The sequence below is a fragment of the Escherichia sp. 93.1518 genome, from assembly GCF_013368915.2.
GTDB classification, from domain to species: domain Bacteria; phylum Pseudomonadota; class Gammaproteobacteria; order Enterobacterales; family Enterobacteriaceae; genus Escherichia; species Escherichia ruysiae.
The window spans coordinates 1-16,131 of sequence record NZ_JABWMT020000052.1; the positions used below are offsets into that span (position 1 = coordinate 1).

Consider the following 16,131-nt stretch of genomic DNA (forward strand, 5'->3'; position numbering starts at 1 on the left):
AGTCTATAATTATGCATATAAAAATTATTTCCACATAGTTCTTTTGTCGTGTGAAAATTTCTTACTTTCGCTGATGTTGCCCTTGGACAAATTTTTGCCGTAAAAAGACGCTGTTTGTCACGGCTTGTCAAACAGACATATCGACGTAATCTTCGCGAACCATGAAGGAAGGCTGCCAGTTGATTTTTTGCTGTCAAAAAACGGTACTTTAAAAGAAAACAAAATAATTTTTGCGTAAATAACAGCGTATTTGCGAGAGTTTTAATACTTTGGTATGAACAAAAAAAGCAAAATACAACGCGCGGGTGAGTTATTAAAAATATTTCCGCAGACATACTTTCCATCGTAACGCAGCGTTAACAAAAAACGGTTTGCGTTAACAACCAAGTTGAAATGATTTAATTTCTTAAATGTACGACCAGGTCCAGGGTGACAACATGAAAAACAAATTGTTATTTGTGATGTTAACAATACTGGGTGCGCCTGGGATTGCAGCCGCAGCAGGTTATGATTTAGCTAATTCAGAATATAACTTAGCGGTAAATGAATTGAGTAAGTCTTCATTTAATCAGGCAGCCATAGTTGGTCAAGCTGGTACTAATAATAGTGCACAGTTACGGCAGGGAGGCTCAAAACTTTTGTCGGTTGTTTCGCAAGAAGGTAATAGCAACCGGGCAAAGATTGACCAGACAGGAGATTATAACCTTGCATATATTGATCAGGCGGGCAATGCCAACGATGCCAGTATTTCGCAAGGCGCATATGGTAATACTGCAATGATTATCCAGAAAGGTTCTGGTAATAAAGCAAATATTACGCAGCATGGTACTCAAAAAACGGCAATTGTAGTGCAGAGACAGTCGCAAATGGCTATTCGCGTGACACAACGTTAATTTCCATTCGACTTTTAAATCAATCCGATGGGGGTTTTACATGAAACTTTTAAAAGTAGCAGCAATTGCAGCAATCGTATTCTCCGGTAGCGCTCTGGCAGGTTCTATTCCTCAGTACGGCGGTGGCGGCGGCAACCACGGTGGTGGTGGCAATAACAGCGGCCCGAATTCAGAGCTGAATATTTACCAGTACGGTGGCGGTAACTCTGCTGTTGCATTGCAGGCTGATGCCCGCAACTCTGATCTGACTATTACCCAGCACGGCGGCGGTAACGGTGCAGACGTTGGACAAGGTTCTGATGACAGCTCAATTGAACTGACTCAGCGTGGCTTCGGTAACAGCGCCACTCTTGATCAGTGGAACGGTAAAAACTCTGAAATGACTGTTAAACAGTTCGGTGGTGGCAACGGTGCAGCAGTTGACCAGACTGCATCTAACTCCAGCGTCAACGTAACTCAGGTTGGCTTTGGTAACAACGCGACCGCTCATCAGTACTAATACAGAATTTGTATGACAGAAACAGGGCGCAAGCCCTGTTTTTTTTCGGGAGAATAGTATGAACGCGTTATTACTTCTCGCGGCGCTTTCCAGCCAGATAACCTTTAATACAACTCAGCAAGGTGACATGTACACCATTATTCCTGAAGTTACTCTGACGCAATCATGCTTGTGCCGGGTTCAGATATTGTCACTACGCGAAGGCAGCTCGGGACAAAGTCAGACGAAGCAAGAAAAGACCCTTTCATTACCCGCTAATCAACCCATTGCCTTGACGAAGTTGAGTTTAAATATTTCCCCGGACGATCGGGTGAAAATAGTTGTTACGGTTTCTGATGGACAGTCACTTCATTTATCACAACAATGGCCGCCCTCTTCAGGAAAGTCTTAATGTATTGATAGTTGAGCATAAAACGAGCCGGAAGAGAACGGTCTGATGCGAATCGACCAACCTGAAAGCATGGATAACCCCCTCAAGGATGATTAATCATTGAGGAAACAGAATAGATGTTCAGACCGTTGTTAAACTCCCTTATGCTCGGCAGCCTGGTTTTTCCTTTCTTTGCAACAGCGGAAAGCAATGCGCAAGGTGGCGTGATTCATTTTTATGGTCAAATCGTGGAACCCGCGTGTGACGTGATGCAAACGCCAGTTGAAATGACTTGTATGCAAAATGGTCCAGTACAGAGCAAAACGTATTCCAGCAAAGAGCTAATGAGTGGCAAAGTTAAAAATGCGCAAATTGCCTCAGTAAAAGTGCAGTATCTTGATGAGCAGAAAAAGCTGGCTGTGATGAACATCGAATATAACTAAGTTTCTGAACGACTCACGCTACTGACAAGAAAAATGCGATTTACCTAAAAACACTGCTGTACACTTAAGAAACAAGAGGGTGTAAGGAGGCGTTATGAAATCGCGTATTCATGTTGTGCAGGGTGATATTACTAAACTAGCCGTTGATGTTATTGTTAATGCGGCTAATCCGTCACTAATGGGGGGCGGCGGCGTTGATGGCGTTATTCATCGCGCAGCCGGCCCAGCGTTGCTGGATGCCTGTTTGAAAGTTCGCCAGCAACAGGGCGATTGCCCCACGGGACATGCAGTGATTACTCTTGCAGGCGATCTCCCCGCCAAAGCTGTTGTGCATACCGTTGGGCCTGTGTGGCGCGGTGGCGACCAAAACGAAGACCAGTTATTGCAGGATGCCTATCTCAATAGTCTACGACTGGTAGCGGCAAACGGCTATGCGACAGTGGCTTTTCCTGCCATCAGTACCGGCGTTTATGGCTACCCGCGTGCTGCAGCGGCTGAAATCGCAGTAAAAACCGTTTCAGAATTTATTACCCGTCACGCTTTACCTGAGCAGGTATACTTTGTCTGTTATGATGCAGAAAATGCCCACCTCTACGAAAGACTCCTTACCCAACAAGGAGATGAATGATTTGCCCCGGCTGGCGAGCGCGGTGCTGCCGCTGTGCTCGCAACATCCTGGGCAGTGCGGCATTTTCCCCCTGGATAAAAGTCTGGATGCGTTCGCTACACGATATCGTCTGGCAGAAATGGCGGAGCATACTCTGGATGTTCAGTATTACATCTGGCAGGACGATATGTCGGGGCGATTGCTATTTTCGGCTCTGTTAGCCGCAGCGAAGCGTGGCGTTCGCGTCCGTTTGTTGCTGGATGACAATAATACTCCCGGTCTTGATGATATTTTACGCTTGCTCGATAGTCACCCGCGTATTGAAGTTCGACTTTTTAATCCTTTCTCTTTCCGCCTGTTACGTCCGCTTGGTTATATCACCGATTTTTCCCGCCTCAATCGTCGTATGCACAATAAAAGTTTTACCATTGATGGTGTGGTGACGCTGGTGGGCGGGCGCAACGTTGGCGATGCCTATTTCGGCGCGGGAGAAGAGCCACTTTTTTCAGATTTAGATGTCCTGGCAATAGGGCCGGTTGTTGAGGACGTTGCCGATGATTTTGCCCGCTACTGGTATTGCAAATCAGTTTCACCGTTGCAACAGGTGCTGGATGTTCCCGATGGCGAAATGGCTGACCGTATTGAGCTACCTGCGTCCTGGTACAACGACACCGAGACACATCGTTATTTGCGCCAAATGGAGTTAAGTCCATTTATAAATCAACTGGTTGACGGAACGTTGCCGCTAATCTGGGCAAGAACGCGTTTATTAAGTGATGATCCGGCAAAAGGGGAGGGCAAAGCAAAACGGCATTCACTGTTACCGCAGCGCCTGTTCGATATCATGGGCTCACCCCGCGAACGTATTGATATTATCTCTTCCTATTTTGTGCCAACGCGCGCGGGTGTGGCGCAGCTTTTACGAATGGTGAGAAAAGGAGTCAGGATAGCCATCTTAACCAATTCACTTGCCGCTAACGATGTCGCTGTCGTTCATGCCGGGTATGCCCGCTGGCGAAAAAAATTGCTCCGCTATGGCGTGGAGTTGTATGAACTGAAGCCGATGCGGGAACAGAGCGGCACGTTGCACGATCGCGGTATAACCGGTAATTCCGGCGCAAGCCTTCATGCCAAAACATTCAGTGTCGATGGCAAAATAGTGTTTATTGGCTCATTCAATTTCGATCCGCGTTCAACATTGCTCAATACTGAAATGGGCTTCGTGATAGAGAGCGAAGCGCTGGCACAATTAATCGATAAACGCTTTATTCAGAGCCAGTATGATGCGGCCTGGCAGCTCCGTCTGGATCGGTGGGGACGAATCAACTGGGTCGATCGCCATGGGAAGGAGGAAATTATCCTCAAAAAAGAACCCGCCACCAGTTTCTGGAAGCGGGTTATGGTCAGACTAGCGTCAATATTGCCCGTTGAATGGTTATTGTAAGTATGGTTTAGCGAGCTGGCGCTTTGTCATTCTCGCGTTTTACGATCGGTTTGCCGGAGAACAAAAACTTCAACAACGGAATGCGTAAATGAATTTCGTACAGAATTATCGCAATCCCTACCACAAATATCAGACCGCAGAGGAAACCCAGCAGATTTGATGTGATGTGCGGAGTGATGTAAGCACCGAAAAAGAGCGTTAATGGGTGATGAACCAGATAAATAAATAGCGATGCGTTTACAAAATAGGTTACCCGCGCCGACTGAAAATTAAGCAAACGGTGGCCGAAGGAGAAGACCACATTCACCATCCACAGGCCGAGCACCATCGTGATCACTGACTCGGTTTCATACATCCAGGCATCGCCGCTGCCGTAGCGTTGATTGAGCAAATAAGCAACAAATGCCAGTGCTGCTGCGAGAGTGCATCCACGAGACGGTGTGGTAAACAAGGCCTTAAGATTAGGGAAAATGAAAGCCAGCGCACCGAGAATAAAGAACGGCATATAAAACAGCGTCTGCATGAAAATAAAATTGAACATGCCATCGCTTAATATGGGTGGATAAACGATAAATAACGTTCTTCTTATTGCTGCATAGCCAATTCCCAGACAGAAAAATAGTATCGATAGCTTAACCATCGAGAAATTTTTATTCGTTTTATCTGAATTTTCTAAATTATTTCTTATTCGTTTAAATATCCATACGCAAAGTGTCGTCATAACGACCAACACCAGTAAAAACCACAGGTGCGAAATTAATTCCCAGGCCAGCGTATTATATTTGTCATACAATGATAGCCCAGACCAGCTTTCCGCTTTGCCTTTGACATATTGCAGCATAATGAATTGCGGCAAGGTGAGCAGGGGAATAGCCGTTAACATCGGGATCCCTACACGTTCAACGCGCACTTTCCACCATTTTTTCAATGGGTAGCGTAAAAACAGCATGTAGGAAAAATATCCGGAAATAACGAAAAATACCTGCATACGGAAGGCGTGGATGAAATCGTTAAAAAGCGTCAGCCACCATGACGGTTCTGCGCTATTCACATGCCAGCTGTGGCTTGAATAGATTAAAGAAATATGAAAAGGGATCCCTAACAACATCAACCATGCGCGGATGGAGTCGAGGAAATATTCACGCTGCGCGGGTACTGGATTCATATATGGTTAACTAATCTCGGATTTTTCGTCTTATCCCTGCCGGGTAATGCCTTTAGGCTTTTGCCATAACGACACTGACCTGCCGCATGTGGTGCCGGCTTCAAATGTGTTTTTGCGCGGCATAGCCGCAATCACTAACCAAAATGGAAGCGCCTGTAAGACGGTTGATAAATAAATTTGCTGGCAAACCCTACACGAACTCGCTCCTTCTGTCTTTAGGAGAAGCACGGAAAGTGAAAACGGTTGCAATCAGGTGCTTAATCCATGAGCCGGCACGCTGAATAATACCGGGATTCTGTTGTCGGAATGGCTGGTTATCCATTAAAATAGATCGGATCGATATAAGCACACAAAGGGGGAAGTGCTTACTTATTATGAAACATAAACTACAAATGATGAAAATGCGTTGGTTGAGTGCTGCAGTAATGTTAACCCTGTATACATCATCAAGCTGGGCCTTCAGCATTGACGATGTCGCAAAGCAAGCTCAATCCTTAGCCGGGAAAGGCTATGAGGCGCCTAAAAGTAACTTGCCCTCCGTTTTCCGCGACATGAAATACGCGGACTATCAACAGATCCAGTTTAATCATGACAAAGCATACTGGAACAATCTGAAGACCCCATTCAAGCTCGAGTTCTACCATCAGGGTATGTACTTCGACACACCGGTCAAAATAAATGAAGTCACTGCAACGGCAGTAAAAAGAATCAAATACAGCCCGGATTATTTCACTTTCGGCGAAGTTCAGCATGACAAAGACACGGTAAAAGACCTCGGTTTCGCCGGTTTTAAAGTGCTTTACCCGATCAACAGCAAAGATAAAAATGATGAAATCGTCAGTATGCTCGGGGCCAGCTATTTTCGCGTGATTGGCGCAGGTCAGGTTTACGGTCTTTCTGCCCGAGGCCTGGCAATTGATACCGCGTTGCCATCAGGTGAAGAATTCCCACGCTTTAAGGAGTTCTGGATCGAGCGTCCAAAACCGACCGACAAGCGTTTAACGATTTATGCGTTGCTTGATTCGCCGCGTGCGACAGGCGCTTATAAGTTTGTTGTTATGCCGGGACGTGACACGGTTGTTGATGTGCAATCGAAAATCTACCTGCGCGATAAGGTCGGCAAACTGGGTGTTGCGCCGTTAACCAGTATGTTCCTGTTCGGGCCGAACCAGCCATCTCCGGCGAATAATTATCGTCCGGAATTGCACGACTCCAACGGTCTGTCTATCCATGCTGGTAACGGTGAGTGGATCTGGCGTCCGCTAAACAACCCGAAACATCTGGCGATCAGCAGCTTCTCGATGGAAAACCCGCAAGGCTTCGGCCTGTTGCAGCGTGGCCGCGATTTCTCCCGCTTTGAAGATCTCGACGATCGTTACGATCTCCGTCCAAGCGCGTGGGTGACACCGAAAGGGGAGTGGGGCAAAGGCAGCGTTGAGCTGGTGGAAATTCCAACCAACGATGAAACCAACGATAACATCGTCGCTTACTGGACGCCGGATCAGTTACCGGAACCAGGTAAAGAGATGAACTTTAAATACACCATTACTTTCAGCCGTGATGAAGACAAACTTCACGCGCCTGATAACGCCTGGGTGCAGCAGACGCGTCGTTCAACGGGGGATGTGAAACAGTCGAACCTGATTCGCCAGCCTGACGGCACTATCGCCTTTGTGGTCGATTTTACCGGCGCAGAGATGAAAAAACTGCCAGAGGATACTCCGGTCACTGCACAAACCAGCATTGGCGATAATGGTGAGATCGTAGAAAGCACGGTGCGTTATAACCCGGTCACCAAAGGCTGGCGTCTGGTAATGCGCGTGAAAGTGAAAGATGCCAAGAAAACCACTGAAATGCGTGCTGCCCTGGTGAATGCCGATCAAACGTTGAGTGAAACCTGGAGCTACCAGTTACCTGCCAATGAATAAGACAACCGAGTACATTGACGCAATGCCCATCTCCGCAAGTGAGAAAGCGGCATTGCCGAAGACTGATATCCGCGCCGTTCATCAGGCGCTGGATGCTGAACACCGAACCTATGCGCGAGAGGATGACTCCCCGCAAGGGTCGGTAAAAGCACGTCTGGAACAAGCCTGGCCAGATTCACTCGCTGATGGACAGTTAATTCAAGACGACGAAGGGCGCGATCAGCTTAAGGCAATGCCGAAAGCAAAACGTTCTTCTATGTTCCCCGATCCGTGGCGTACTAACCCGGTTGGGCGTTTCTGGGATCGTCTGCGTGGGCGCGATGTGACGCCGCGCTATCTGGCGCGGTTGACCAAAGAAGAGCAGGAGAGCGAGCAAAAGTGGCGTACCGTCGGCACCATCCGTCGTTACATCCTGCTTCTCCTCACTCTGGCGCAAACCGTCGTCGCTACCTGGTATATGAAGACCATCCTGCCTTATCAGGGGTGGGCGCTGATTAATCCAGTTGATATGGTCGATCAGGATCTGTGGGTTTCCTTTATGCAGCTTCTGCCTTACATGCTGCAAACCGGTATTCTGATCCTCTTCGCTGTTCTTTTCTGCTGGGTGTCTGCCGGTTTCTGGACGGCGTTGATGGGCTTCCTGCAACTGCTTATTGGTCGCGATAAATACAGTATTTCCGCTTCAACCGTTGGCGATGAACCGTTAAATCCGGAGCATCGCACAGCATTGATCATGCCTATCTGTAACGAAGACGTGAATCGCGTTTTTGCAGGTCTGCGTGCAACGTGGGAATCAGTGAAAGCGACCGGTAATGCCAAACATTTTGATGTTTATATCCTGAGTGACAGCTACAACCCGGACATCTGCGTGGCAGAACAAAAAGCCTGGATGGAGCTGATCGCCGAAGTGCAGGGTGAGGGCCAGATTTTCTATCGCCGCCGTCGCCGTCGCGTGAAGCGTAAAAGCGGTAACATTGACGATTTCTGCCGTCGCTGGGGTAGCCAGTACAGCTACATGGTGGTGTTGGATGCGGACTCGGTGATGACCGGTGATTGTTTGTGCGGTCTGGTGCGCCTGATGGAAGCCAACCCGAACGCCGGGATTATCCAGTCGTCGCCGAAAGCGTCTGGTATGGATACGCTGTATGCACGCTGCCAACAGTTTGCGACCCGTGTCTATGGGCCATTGTTCACTGCTGGTTTGCATTTCTGGCAGCTCGGCGAGTCACACTACTGGGGGCATAACGCGATTATCCGCGTGAAACCGTTTATCGAGCACTGTGCGCTGGCGCCGCTGCCTGGCGAAGGATCATTTGCGGGTTCAATTCTTTCGCACGACTTCGTGGAAGCCGCACTGATGCGCCGTGCAGGCTGGGGGGTATGGATTGCTTACGATCTCCCTGGCTCTTATGAAGAGCTGCCGCCTAACTTGCTTGACGAGTTAAAACGTGACCGCCGCTGGTGCCATGGTAACCTGATGAACTTCCGTTTGTTCCTGGTTAAAGGGATGCACCCGGTTCACCGTGCGGTGTTCCTGACGGGCGTGATGTCTTATCTTTCCGCACCGCTGTGGTTTATGTTCCTCGCGCTCTCTACTGCATTGCAGGTCGTGCACGCACTGACCGAACCGCAATACTTCCTGCAACCACGGCAGTTATTCCCGGTCTGGCCACAGTGGCGTCCTGAACTGGCGATTGCGCTGTTTGCCTCGACGATGGTGCTGCTGTTCCTGCCGAAGTTGTTGAGTATTTTGCTTATCTGGTGCAAAGGAACGAAAGAGTATGGCGGCTTCTGGCGAGTTACGTTATCGCTGCTGTTAGAAGTGCTGTTCTCCGTGCTGTTGGCGCCGGTGCGTATGTTGTTCCATACGGTATTCGTGGTTAGCGCCTTCCTCGGCTGGGAAGTGGTGTGGAATTCCCCGCAACGTGATGACGACTCTACCTCCTGGGGTGAAGCGTTTAAACGCCACGGCTCACAGCTGCTGCTGGGGTTAGTGTGGGCGGTCGGTATGGCGTGGCTGGATCTGCGTTTCCTGTTCTGGCTGGCACCGATTGTCTTCTCGCTGATTCTGTCACCGTTTGTTTCGGTGATCTCCAGCCGTACAACCGTTGGGCTGCGCACGAAACGCTGGAAACTGTTCCTGATCCCGGAAGAGTATTCACCGCCTCAGGTACTGATCGATACCGATCGTTTCCTTGAGATGAACCGTCAACGTTCTCTCGACGATGGCTTTATGCATGCAGTGTTTAATCCGTCGTTTAACGCTCTGGCAACGGCAATGGCCACCGCGCGTCACCGCGCCAGTAAGGTGCTGGAAATCGCCCGTGACCGCCACGTTGAACAGGCGCTGAACGAGACGCCAGAGAAGCTGAATCGCGATCGTCGTCTGGTGCTGCTAAGCGATCCGGTGACGATGGCTCGTTTGCATTTCCGCGTCTGGAATTCCCCGGAGAGATATTCTTCATGGGTGAGTTACTACGAAGGGATAAAGTTGAATCCACTGGCATTGCGTAAACCGGATACGGCTTCGCAATAAAAGCGTAGATGCCTGCAATATATTGAATTTGCAAGGCTTCGTAGGCCGGATAGGGCGTTCACGCCGCATCCGGCAAAACAACAAGCACTTTGTCAGCAATAAAAATACCGGCGTAATGCCGGTATTTTTTTACAGAAGAGGGTTCAAATGCGCTTAATTGTAGTAGGCATCATGGTTGCTTTGCTGAGTGGTTGTGGCAGCATCATTAGCCGCACCATACCGGGACAGGGGCATGGCAACCAATATTATCCCGGCGTGCAGTGGGATGTACGTGACTCCGCATGGCGCTATGTCACAATCCTTGATCTCCCTTTCTCTTTAGTCTTTGATACCTTACTGCTGCCGATCGACATTCATCACGGAGCATATGAGTAATTAACGCTCATCCCACTCATCGGCTGCTGCGCGTCCTTCTTCGGTATCCAGCGGTGGCTCAAGCTGGAATTCACCTTCGTCCCATTCATGCAGAGTATTTTCTTCCTGCCATTCCTGGCGGATTTCAATCTCATCATAGTCGCCATCAAAGATGCTTTGTGCGGCTTCTCCACTGAACATTGGCAGGCATTCACCTTCTTCGCCTTCATCGGCGAGAAACTCAACCTGCCACATAATGTCGCCATCTTGCAGAATATATTTCTGGACATTGAACTGTTGCACATTCGCTTCTTCGGCGTCGATGCCGGGGTTGTCAGCAAGAAATTCTTCGCGTGCGGCATCAATGGCTTCTTCAAGCGTTGCATAAAAATACATGTTACTCTCTGACATAATTCTTTCCTTAAGTGAACAAATAATTGTGATGATTCAATCTATAGACGCCGATTCGAAGAGCGTCAAACCGTTAGTACATGTGACTATCTATTGTCGAGTTTCGAGTCTGATGCAAACAGATGGTTATGGATTACAGCGACAACAAGATGCGATAAGGGCGTATCTCGAAGATTTTGATGTTCCGAAGGAGTTAGGCTATGAAATTGACCGTGATAACTATGTGCTTCTTGAGGACGCAGGGAAATCAGCCTACCACGGTTACCACTTTTCGAAGGGACAGTTAGGACAGTTCCGGCAGAAGGTACTTGATGGTGAGATTACTTCTGGACTTTTTATTATAGAAAACGTAGACCGCTTTTGTAGAATGGAAGAATATCTCGCTATTCAAGAGTTTACCAATCTTATTAATAATGGCATAGATATCTTAGAAGTTGATACAGGTGAAATCTTCAGTCGAAAAGTTAGGAAATCACTCAATAAATTAACGGTATCTATAGAACGAGCATATGCAGAATCTGAACGTAAAAGTAGAATTAGTACGAGATCTTGGAAAAACCGCAAGCGTAAGTCCTTAGAAGAAGGTATTGCTATTAATAATAATACTCCAGATTGGTTATCACTTAGTGAAGATAAGCAAAGTTATATAGTTAATAAAGAACGCGTTGAAATATTAAACCAAATATTTAAGATGTATGCAGAAGGATTTGGCGGTACAGCAATAGTTAATAAGCTCAATAAAGAAAAACGTTACTATAACAAAACATCTTGGAGTACAAATAAATTTTATCACCTGTTAAGAAATCGACGATTGATCGGATTTTTGGGCGATGAGCGTCACTATCCAGCAGTAATTGATTCAATTCTATTTGAACAAGTTCAAAGTTTGCTTAATGGAAATGTGCGAAAAGGGAAGAAGGCTGGTACTATGATGCGTTCCATATTCAATGGGATTGCTAAATGTGGATTCTGTGGTAATGGAATGATATGCCAAACAATGACTTCATCAGCGTCATATTTGAGATGTATTGCCGAACGGTCAAAAACAACTAAATGTACACATGCAAAGTTAATCCGATATAAAGAATCGGAACAGGTTATACTTGAGCATTTGTGTAATATTAATTGGGATGAACTAAAAAAAGGAAATAGCACTCATAGAGATGATATAGATGTACTAAAAACTCAAATGTCCATTATCACTGATAAACTTCAGAAACTAGATCTCTTAATCCAAGAAACAGAAGATGATGATGATAAAATAAGTTTAATTAACATAAAAAATAAGAATAAAAAAGAACTAGCTGCTATTGATGAAAAAATATCCGCACTTACAACAAACTTAGAAATTCCAGATATGGAAGTACTTTCATCATTAAAAGAAATACAAGATCTTGATAATGTAGAACTTCGTCAAAAAGTTTATTCGTTACTATCTAAAACAGTCAGTAGTATTGAATGTACCAGAACCGATTCACCAGACCCATTTTATACATTTATTATTAACTATATTGGTGCAAGCGAGAAACACCTGTTAATAGTAGAATTAAAAAACAATTGCAAAGTGACGCGATTTGTAGAAAAAATTACTGATGATATAGTTACTTACTATACACCTAGTTTTGTAGTCGCATATAGCAATAATTGGGAAAGTGGTTTGCCTGAGATTAGAGGGCTACAAGATTGTGATGGTATCACTATTAAAGCAGAACTGATGGATTGTATGCATCTCTTTTCTATCTTAGACAGGACAAATAGAGGTGAGGCTAAAGTAATTCGTGATTGGTTAGTAATACCAAGGGTACAGGAATTTTTCTTCCATACAAGTGCTTACGAGGGCGAGTAGGATCAACTATACAAATCTAGACCGTCGTTTATTATGGCCTGTAAAGTAAAAATCTACAGCCCAGGCTATGGGGCTTCCTTTTTAGCCCTATTTTTAAGTGAATACACTAACTACTACTCTAAGATCTGTTAGTAGTCTTAATATGGATGGTACGTTATCTGGTGATCTTGATGATGATGCTTTAGAGTATTGGAAGAATGTAGTAGATGGTGCAATGTCGTTAGCGACTAAAATGATTGATAGTAGGAAGTGATGCGGCTATAGTAGTTGTCAGAACAAGCAGGCAGTATCTATTCTCCCCCTTAATCGTGATGTCACATTAAGGGGGCTTTTTTTGTTTTTGTACTAAATAAAAGACAATAACAAGAAAGGAGAATGATTATGATGGATTGGATCTACACTGCATTGATTTTGGTTTTAGGGGTGGCGGTACTGGTATCGGGATTCATTAAGGTACTATATGTAGGCTTTTTCATGTTTCTAGGACTATGCGTACTGACTTATATAGTGAAGGGATTCATTTTTCTATACCAATCAATCGCTTATAAAAAATCTAGCTGATTTTTGAGATGAAAAGAAAAAAAGTGATATAATATGTATGTAGGCGGTCATTTGAGGCCGTTTTAATTCCAGAATGATAAATAACTATGTAATCTCCTCCAAGAAATAATACTCCCCGATTCGTCGGGGATATTTTCACATGAAAATTACTAAAAAAAGAATACTTTTATAAAAGGAATATAAATGAAAGAACTAAAATCACATCCAGTAAGTGTAAAACTAAATGATACTCAAATGAAAATCTTAGAAGAATTGATCGAAGGAGGGAAAGCGAAAACTAAAGCAAGTGCTCTACAATATCTAATCAATCAGTACGCAATACTGAATAAAAAATAACACTAACTCGTACATTGTAAGGGATACAGTGTACTAATACATCAAGGAAGAATACTCATGAGAAAACTAAATGAAAATAATGTACTAGTTACTTTATATAAAGCAAAGATCAATAACAATACCGACAATACTATAAACTATGTAGATAATGTCTGGATTAGTAAACAGGCAGAAGTATACGATTCAAAGAAAAAGAAATGGATTGATCTTCGTACTAATAATGAATACCAATCATATAAACACGCAGTACATCGCATGATGGGAGCTACATTTGATAGTAAGGAATATTTAAAACTTACGAAGAAGTACAAAAATGTAGTTATCAATCATCGAGATGAAGATAAGCATAATAACGAAGTAAGTAATATCGAATGGACGGCACATAGTACCAATGTAAAATACAGTATTGATAAACGAAAACCAATGCAAGATAAGTTTGATACACAACTAATACATGATATCTACTTACATGCTTATAACGTCTTCGGTACTAATGGTAATGTACTTCTAGATGATCTAACTTACTCATTGAATAGTACATTCAACCGTTCTACTAGTCGTAAGGTGTACATGGAACTTCTACGCGGTAAAACCTATCAAGAAGAACTACAAAAAGTACCTACGGCTTTAGTATACAAAGTACAGACACTTTTCAAGAAATAATAAAAATGGCGTATTAGTGGGAGAAAAGCACTAATACGCCATATTAAGTAACAATACACATTTTATAGGAGTATTTATTATGGCAGGAAAAAAGAAATTATACGACAATACTGATTTACACGGCATTCTATCAGGTTACAAGTTTTTGAATCAGTTTACTAAAGAGGCTTTAGATATTATTGATGAAGTCATTACAAAAGAGTTTGAAGGCACAACTAGCCGTACTAAGGTAAGTAGATTAGAGATCCTAAAGCTGGTTTTAGAGTGTCCGATGATTGGTATAGAGGAAGTAAAAGTAAATGTGAATACACGCCGCCAGAATCGCATGAAATGGAACGAAAAGCCGCTAAACAAATCAATGCTATACAATTATAGAAACATCGCTACAAAGGCCGCTCAGGAGCTTTTAGAGGCATACAACCACGGCGTTATGATCAAGTACCCATTAGATGGGGGTGCACGCCAGCTAAATCAACATGAAAGAAAGAAACTACACCAGATGATGCGAGATGGTACAAGTCTAGGGAGCATTAAGGCCTACATTAATGCACTATAAATCATCTTTCCAACTGTTTAGCGTGGGAATCATGTTGATGGAAAGATGGGGCGAAAACAGGGCAAAAAACACCGCTGTAAGCCGCATTTTACCGTTTAAACGGGGGGCAAAATGGCATCTTTCCAACCTATTATAATTATCCTACTTTCTAATGGAAAGATGAATAACATATATAGCATACGCCATATCTATTATTCAGAGGGATAATAGCTAATCCGCTAAAGCGTCTTATCTATTATCCCTATAAAAAACACATAAGGGTATCACTTTGCGTATTCCTCGCTATCGCTACGGATTCCCGCAAGCGTTCTCCCTTCGCTTTGCTCGATTGTAGATACTCAAAAGATACTACTCAAAGTCAATTATCCAAAGTCAATTATCCAAAGTCTTTATGAGTCGCCACGCAGTGAACCGCTGAAGTTGTGAACGAGTCGCCGCCCGCACGCCCAAATAACTAACTATAAGGAACTACTTATGAAAAATATTAAATGGTCAACACTACGTAAACATATAAAGAATCAGGGAGTCCGCAGTGACGGACTCTATAACGGCCCTAAACACTCGCCATTAAGTGATACGCCGCCAGTGGGAGAAAGTAAAGTAATCCCTATTGATTTTCATGTACCTCATGCGAAATTCTAATATGTACTAAAAAAGGAGAACAGGAAAGGAAAGAGCAATAACCTATTGAACTATTAACATTCTTTATCTGGTATGATAAGATTTTAACTTTAGTGCTACACACATAAGGAATAGTAACGCATGAAAAATAATATACCTCTGATTGTTTTAGGTGCCACATTATTATCTGGCTGTGCTCCGGGTAGTGTTGCTCCAAAAGTCACAACTCAAGAATATGTAGAACCAATGGTTGGTACAACTAACAAAGCATACATGGGGGATCCCATTATAAGGTCAGCTACTGGATATAAAACTGAATTGCTTAAACTTGGTAACGCGTCAGGATCACTATCAGAAATTAAAGAAGGGACATACTGCCATACCGGAAACAATGTTTATGCAAATCCGATTGATAAGAATTCAGTTGGGCTTAAGAACTTATATGGAGTAGTTGTTAACTCAGTAAACTATGTAACATATGATAAAGCAAAAAATACAATATCACCGCCTAATGGTACAACATACAATTCGAGTGAAATTTCAATACAGTATGTACCAAATGGATTATGTATGGTTAGTGATTCATTTGTAAAGACGATAGAGTATAATGGAAAGTCAGGCAACACATTAAAATTCACATATCGTGAATTCTCTAATAATATGGCGAGATCTGCATATACAACAGATTTTACTTTTGACCTTTCTGAAGGAACAAAAGTTGTCGCTTATAAAGGTGCTAAAATTCGAATTAACGAGGCAAATAATTCTCTTATAGACTACACAATTGTAAGTGGATTCGATTCAAGAAAAGAATTTTAAGTGTAAATTATTCGTTCCCCTTTGTTGGTTAAGGGGAACAAATTGTTTGAGTATCATATGTTGATATATAGTGTATTAG

18 protein-coding genes are annotated in these 16,131 nt (G+C 44.1%); 15 read left to right on the top strand and 3 right to left on the bottom strand.

The window, feature by feature from the left end; translation table 11 throughout:
• The coding region (locus tag HEN21_RS22890) for a hypothetical protein (RefSeq protein WP_207106163.1) at nucleotides 1-335 on the bottom strand (335 nt) is incomplete at its 3' end.
• A gap of 102 nt (nucleotides 336-437) precedes the next feature.
• On the opposite strand from HEN21_RS22890, the gene csgB reads away from it, so the two are divergent.
• The 6 genes from csgB to clsC all read left to right on the top strand — a co-directional run bounded on the left by csgB (nucleotide 438) and on the right by clsC (nucleotide 4,256).
• A complete protein-coding gene (gene csgB / locus HEN21_RS21545) occupies nucleotides 438-893 on the top strand; it encodes a curli minor subunit CsgB (protein WP_010345644.1) in 456 nt (151 codons plus the stop codon).
• Nucleotides 894-933: 40 nt separating this feature from the next.
• Nucleotides 934-1,392 (top strand): curli major subunit CsgA, encoded by a 459-nt coding sequence (gene csgA, locus HEN21_RS21550; protein ID WP_000771421.1) that lies wholly within the window; start codon nucleotides 934-936, stop codon nucleotides 1,390-1,392.
• Between the two features lie 58 nt (nucleotides 1,393-1,450).
• Nucleotides 1,451-1,783 (top strand): curli assembly chaperone CsgC, encoded by a 333-nt coding sequence (gene csgC, locus HEN21_RS21555; protein ID WP_000992819.1) that lies wholly within the window; start codon nucleotides 1,451-1,453, stop codon nucleotides 1,781-1,783.
• Between the two features lie 116 nt (nucleotides 1,784-1,899).
• Entirely contained in the window at nucleotides 1,900-2,205 is a 306-nt protein-coding gene (locus HEN21_RS21560; RefSeq protein ID WP_000489601.1) for a hypothetical protein, read from the top strand.
• A 94-nt stretch (nucleotides 2,206-2,299) separates the two neighbouring features.
• On the top strand, nucleotides 2,300-2,833 hold the full coding sequence (ymdB, locus tag HEN21_RS21565; RefSeq protein ID WP_016158043.1) for an O-acetyl-ADP-ribose deacetylase: 534 nt from the start codon (nucleotides 2,300-2,302) through the stop codon (nucleotides 2,831-2,833).
• Nucleotides 2,775-4,256: a cardiolipin synthase ClsC gene (gene clsC, locus HEN21_RS21570; protein ID WP_123058454.1), complete on the top strand. Its 1,482-nt coding sequence runs from the start codon at nucleotides 2,775-2,777 to the stop codon at nucleotides 4,254-4,256. The genes ymdB and clsC overlap by 59 nt, the downstream gene beginning before the upstream one ends.
• Nucleotides 4,257-4,263: 7 nt before the next feature.
• Here clsC and mdoC read toward each other — a convergent pair whose 3' ends face one another.
• Nucleotides 4,264-5,421, bottom strand: a complete 1,158-nt coding sequence (gene mdoC, locus HEN21_RS21575; RefSeq protein ID WP_176252141.1) for a glucans biosynthesis protein MdoC — start codon at nucleotides 5,419-5,421, stop codon at nucleotides 4,264-4,266.
• 392 nt (nucleotides 5,422-5,813) lie between these two features.
• Here mdoC and mdoG point away from each other — a divergent pair, with 392 nt between their 5' ends.
• From mdoG to HEN21_RS21590, 3 genes are all read left to right on the top strand, one after another.
• Nucleotides 5,814-7,349 carry a glucans biosynthesis protein MdoG gene (gene mdoG / locus HEN21_RS21580; protein WP_077629266.1) on the top strand — a complete coding sequence of 512 codons (1,536 nt, stop codon included), beginning with the start codon at nucleotides 5,814-5,816 and terminating at the stop codon, nucleotides 7,347-7,349.
• On the top strand, nucleotides 7,342-9,885 hold the full coding sequence (gene mdoH / locus HEN21_RS21585) for a glucans biosynthesis glucosyltransferase MdoH (protein WP_010351277.1): 2,544 nt from the start codon (nucleotides 7,342-7,344) through the stop codon (nucleotides 9,883-9,885). Before mdoG ends, mdoH begins: the two co-directional genes overlap by 8 nt.
• 147 nt (nucleotides 9,886-10,032) lie before the next feature.
• Complete coding sequence (locus tag HEN21_RS21590; RefSeq protein WP_001237191.1) at nucleotides 10,033-10,260, top strand: YceK/YidQ family lipoprotein; 228 nt, start codon at nucleotides 10,033-10,035, stop codon at nucleotides 10,258-10,260.
• Here HEN21_RS21590 and HEN21_RS21595 read toward each other — a convergent pair whose 3' ends face one another.
• Complete coding sequence (locus HEN21_RS21595) at nucleotides 10,261-10,635, bottom strand: MysB family protein (RefSeq protein WP_176252142.1); 375 nt, start codon at nucleotides 10,633-10,635, stop codon at nucleotides 10,261-10,263. It lies immediately after the preceding gene.
• A gap of 46 nt (nucleotides 10,636-10,681) precedes the next feature.
• Between HEN21_RS21595 and HEN21_RS21600 the strand changes: the two genes are divergently transcribed.
• The 6 genes from HEN21_RS21600 to HEN21_RS21625 all read left to right on the top strand — a co-directional run bounded on the left by HEN21_RS21600 (nucleotide 10,682) and on the right by HEN21_RS21625 (nucleotide 16,052).
• Nucleotides 10,682-12,496, top strand: coding sequence for a recombinase family protein (locus tag HEN21_RS21600; RefSeq protein ID WP_264117628.1), 1,815 nt, complete (start codon nucleotides 10,682-10,684; stop codon nucleotides 12,494-12,496).
• A gap of 744 nt (nucleotides 12,497-13,240) precedes the next feature.
• Entirely contained in the window at nucleotides 13,241-13,393 is a 153-nt protein-coding gene (locus HEN21_RS21605) for a hypothetical protein (RefSeq protein WP_000661332.1), read from the top strand.
• 57 nt (nucleotides 13,394-13,450) lie between these two features.
• Nucleotides 13,451-14,056, top strand: a complete 606-nt coding sequence (locus tag HEN21_RS21610; protein ID WP_001228868.1) for a hypothetical protein — start codon at nucleotides 13,451-13,453, stop codon at nucleotides 14,054-14,056.
• 79 nt (nucleotides 14,057-14,135) lie between these two features.
• Nucleotides 14,136-14,612, top strand: a complete 477-nt coding sequence (locus HEN21_RS21615; protein WP_000907513.1) for a hypothetical protein — start codon at nucleotides 14,136-14,138, stop codon at nucleotides 14,610-14,612.
• 474 nt (nucleotides 14,613-15,086) lie between these two features.
• Nucleotides 15,087-15,254, top strand: a complete 168-nt coding sequence (locus tag HEN21_RS21620) for a hypothetical protein (protein WP_176251807.1) — start codon at nucleotides 15,087-15,089, stop codon at nucleotides 15,252-15,254.
• A gap of 120 nt (nucleotides 15,255-15,374) precedes the next feature.
• On the top strand, nucleotides 15,375-16,052 hold the full coding sequence (locus tag HEN21_RS21625) for a hypothetical protein (protein ID WP_000794370.1): 678 nt from the start codon (nucleotides 15,375-15,377) through the stop codon (nucleotides 16,050-16,052).
• The last annotated feature ends 79 nt before the right edge of the window (nucleotides 16,053-16,131 follow it).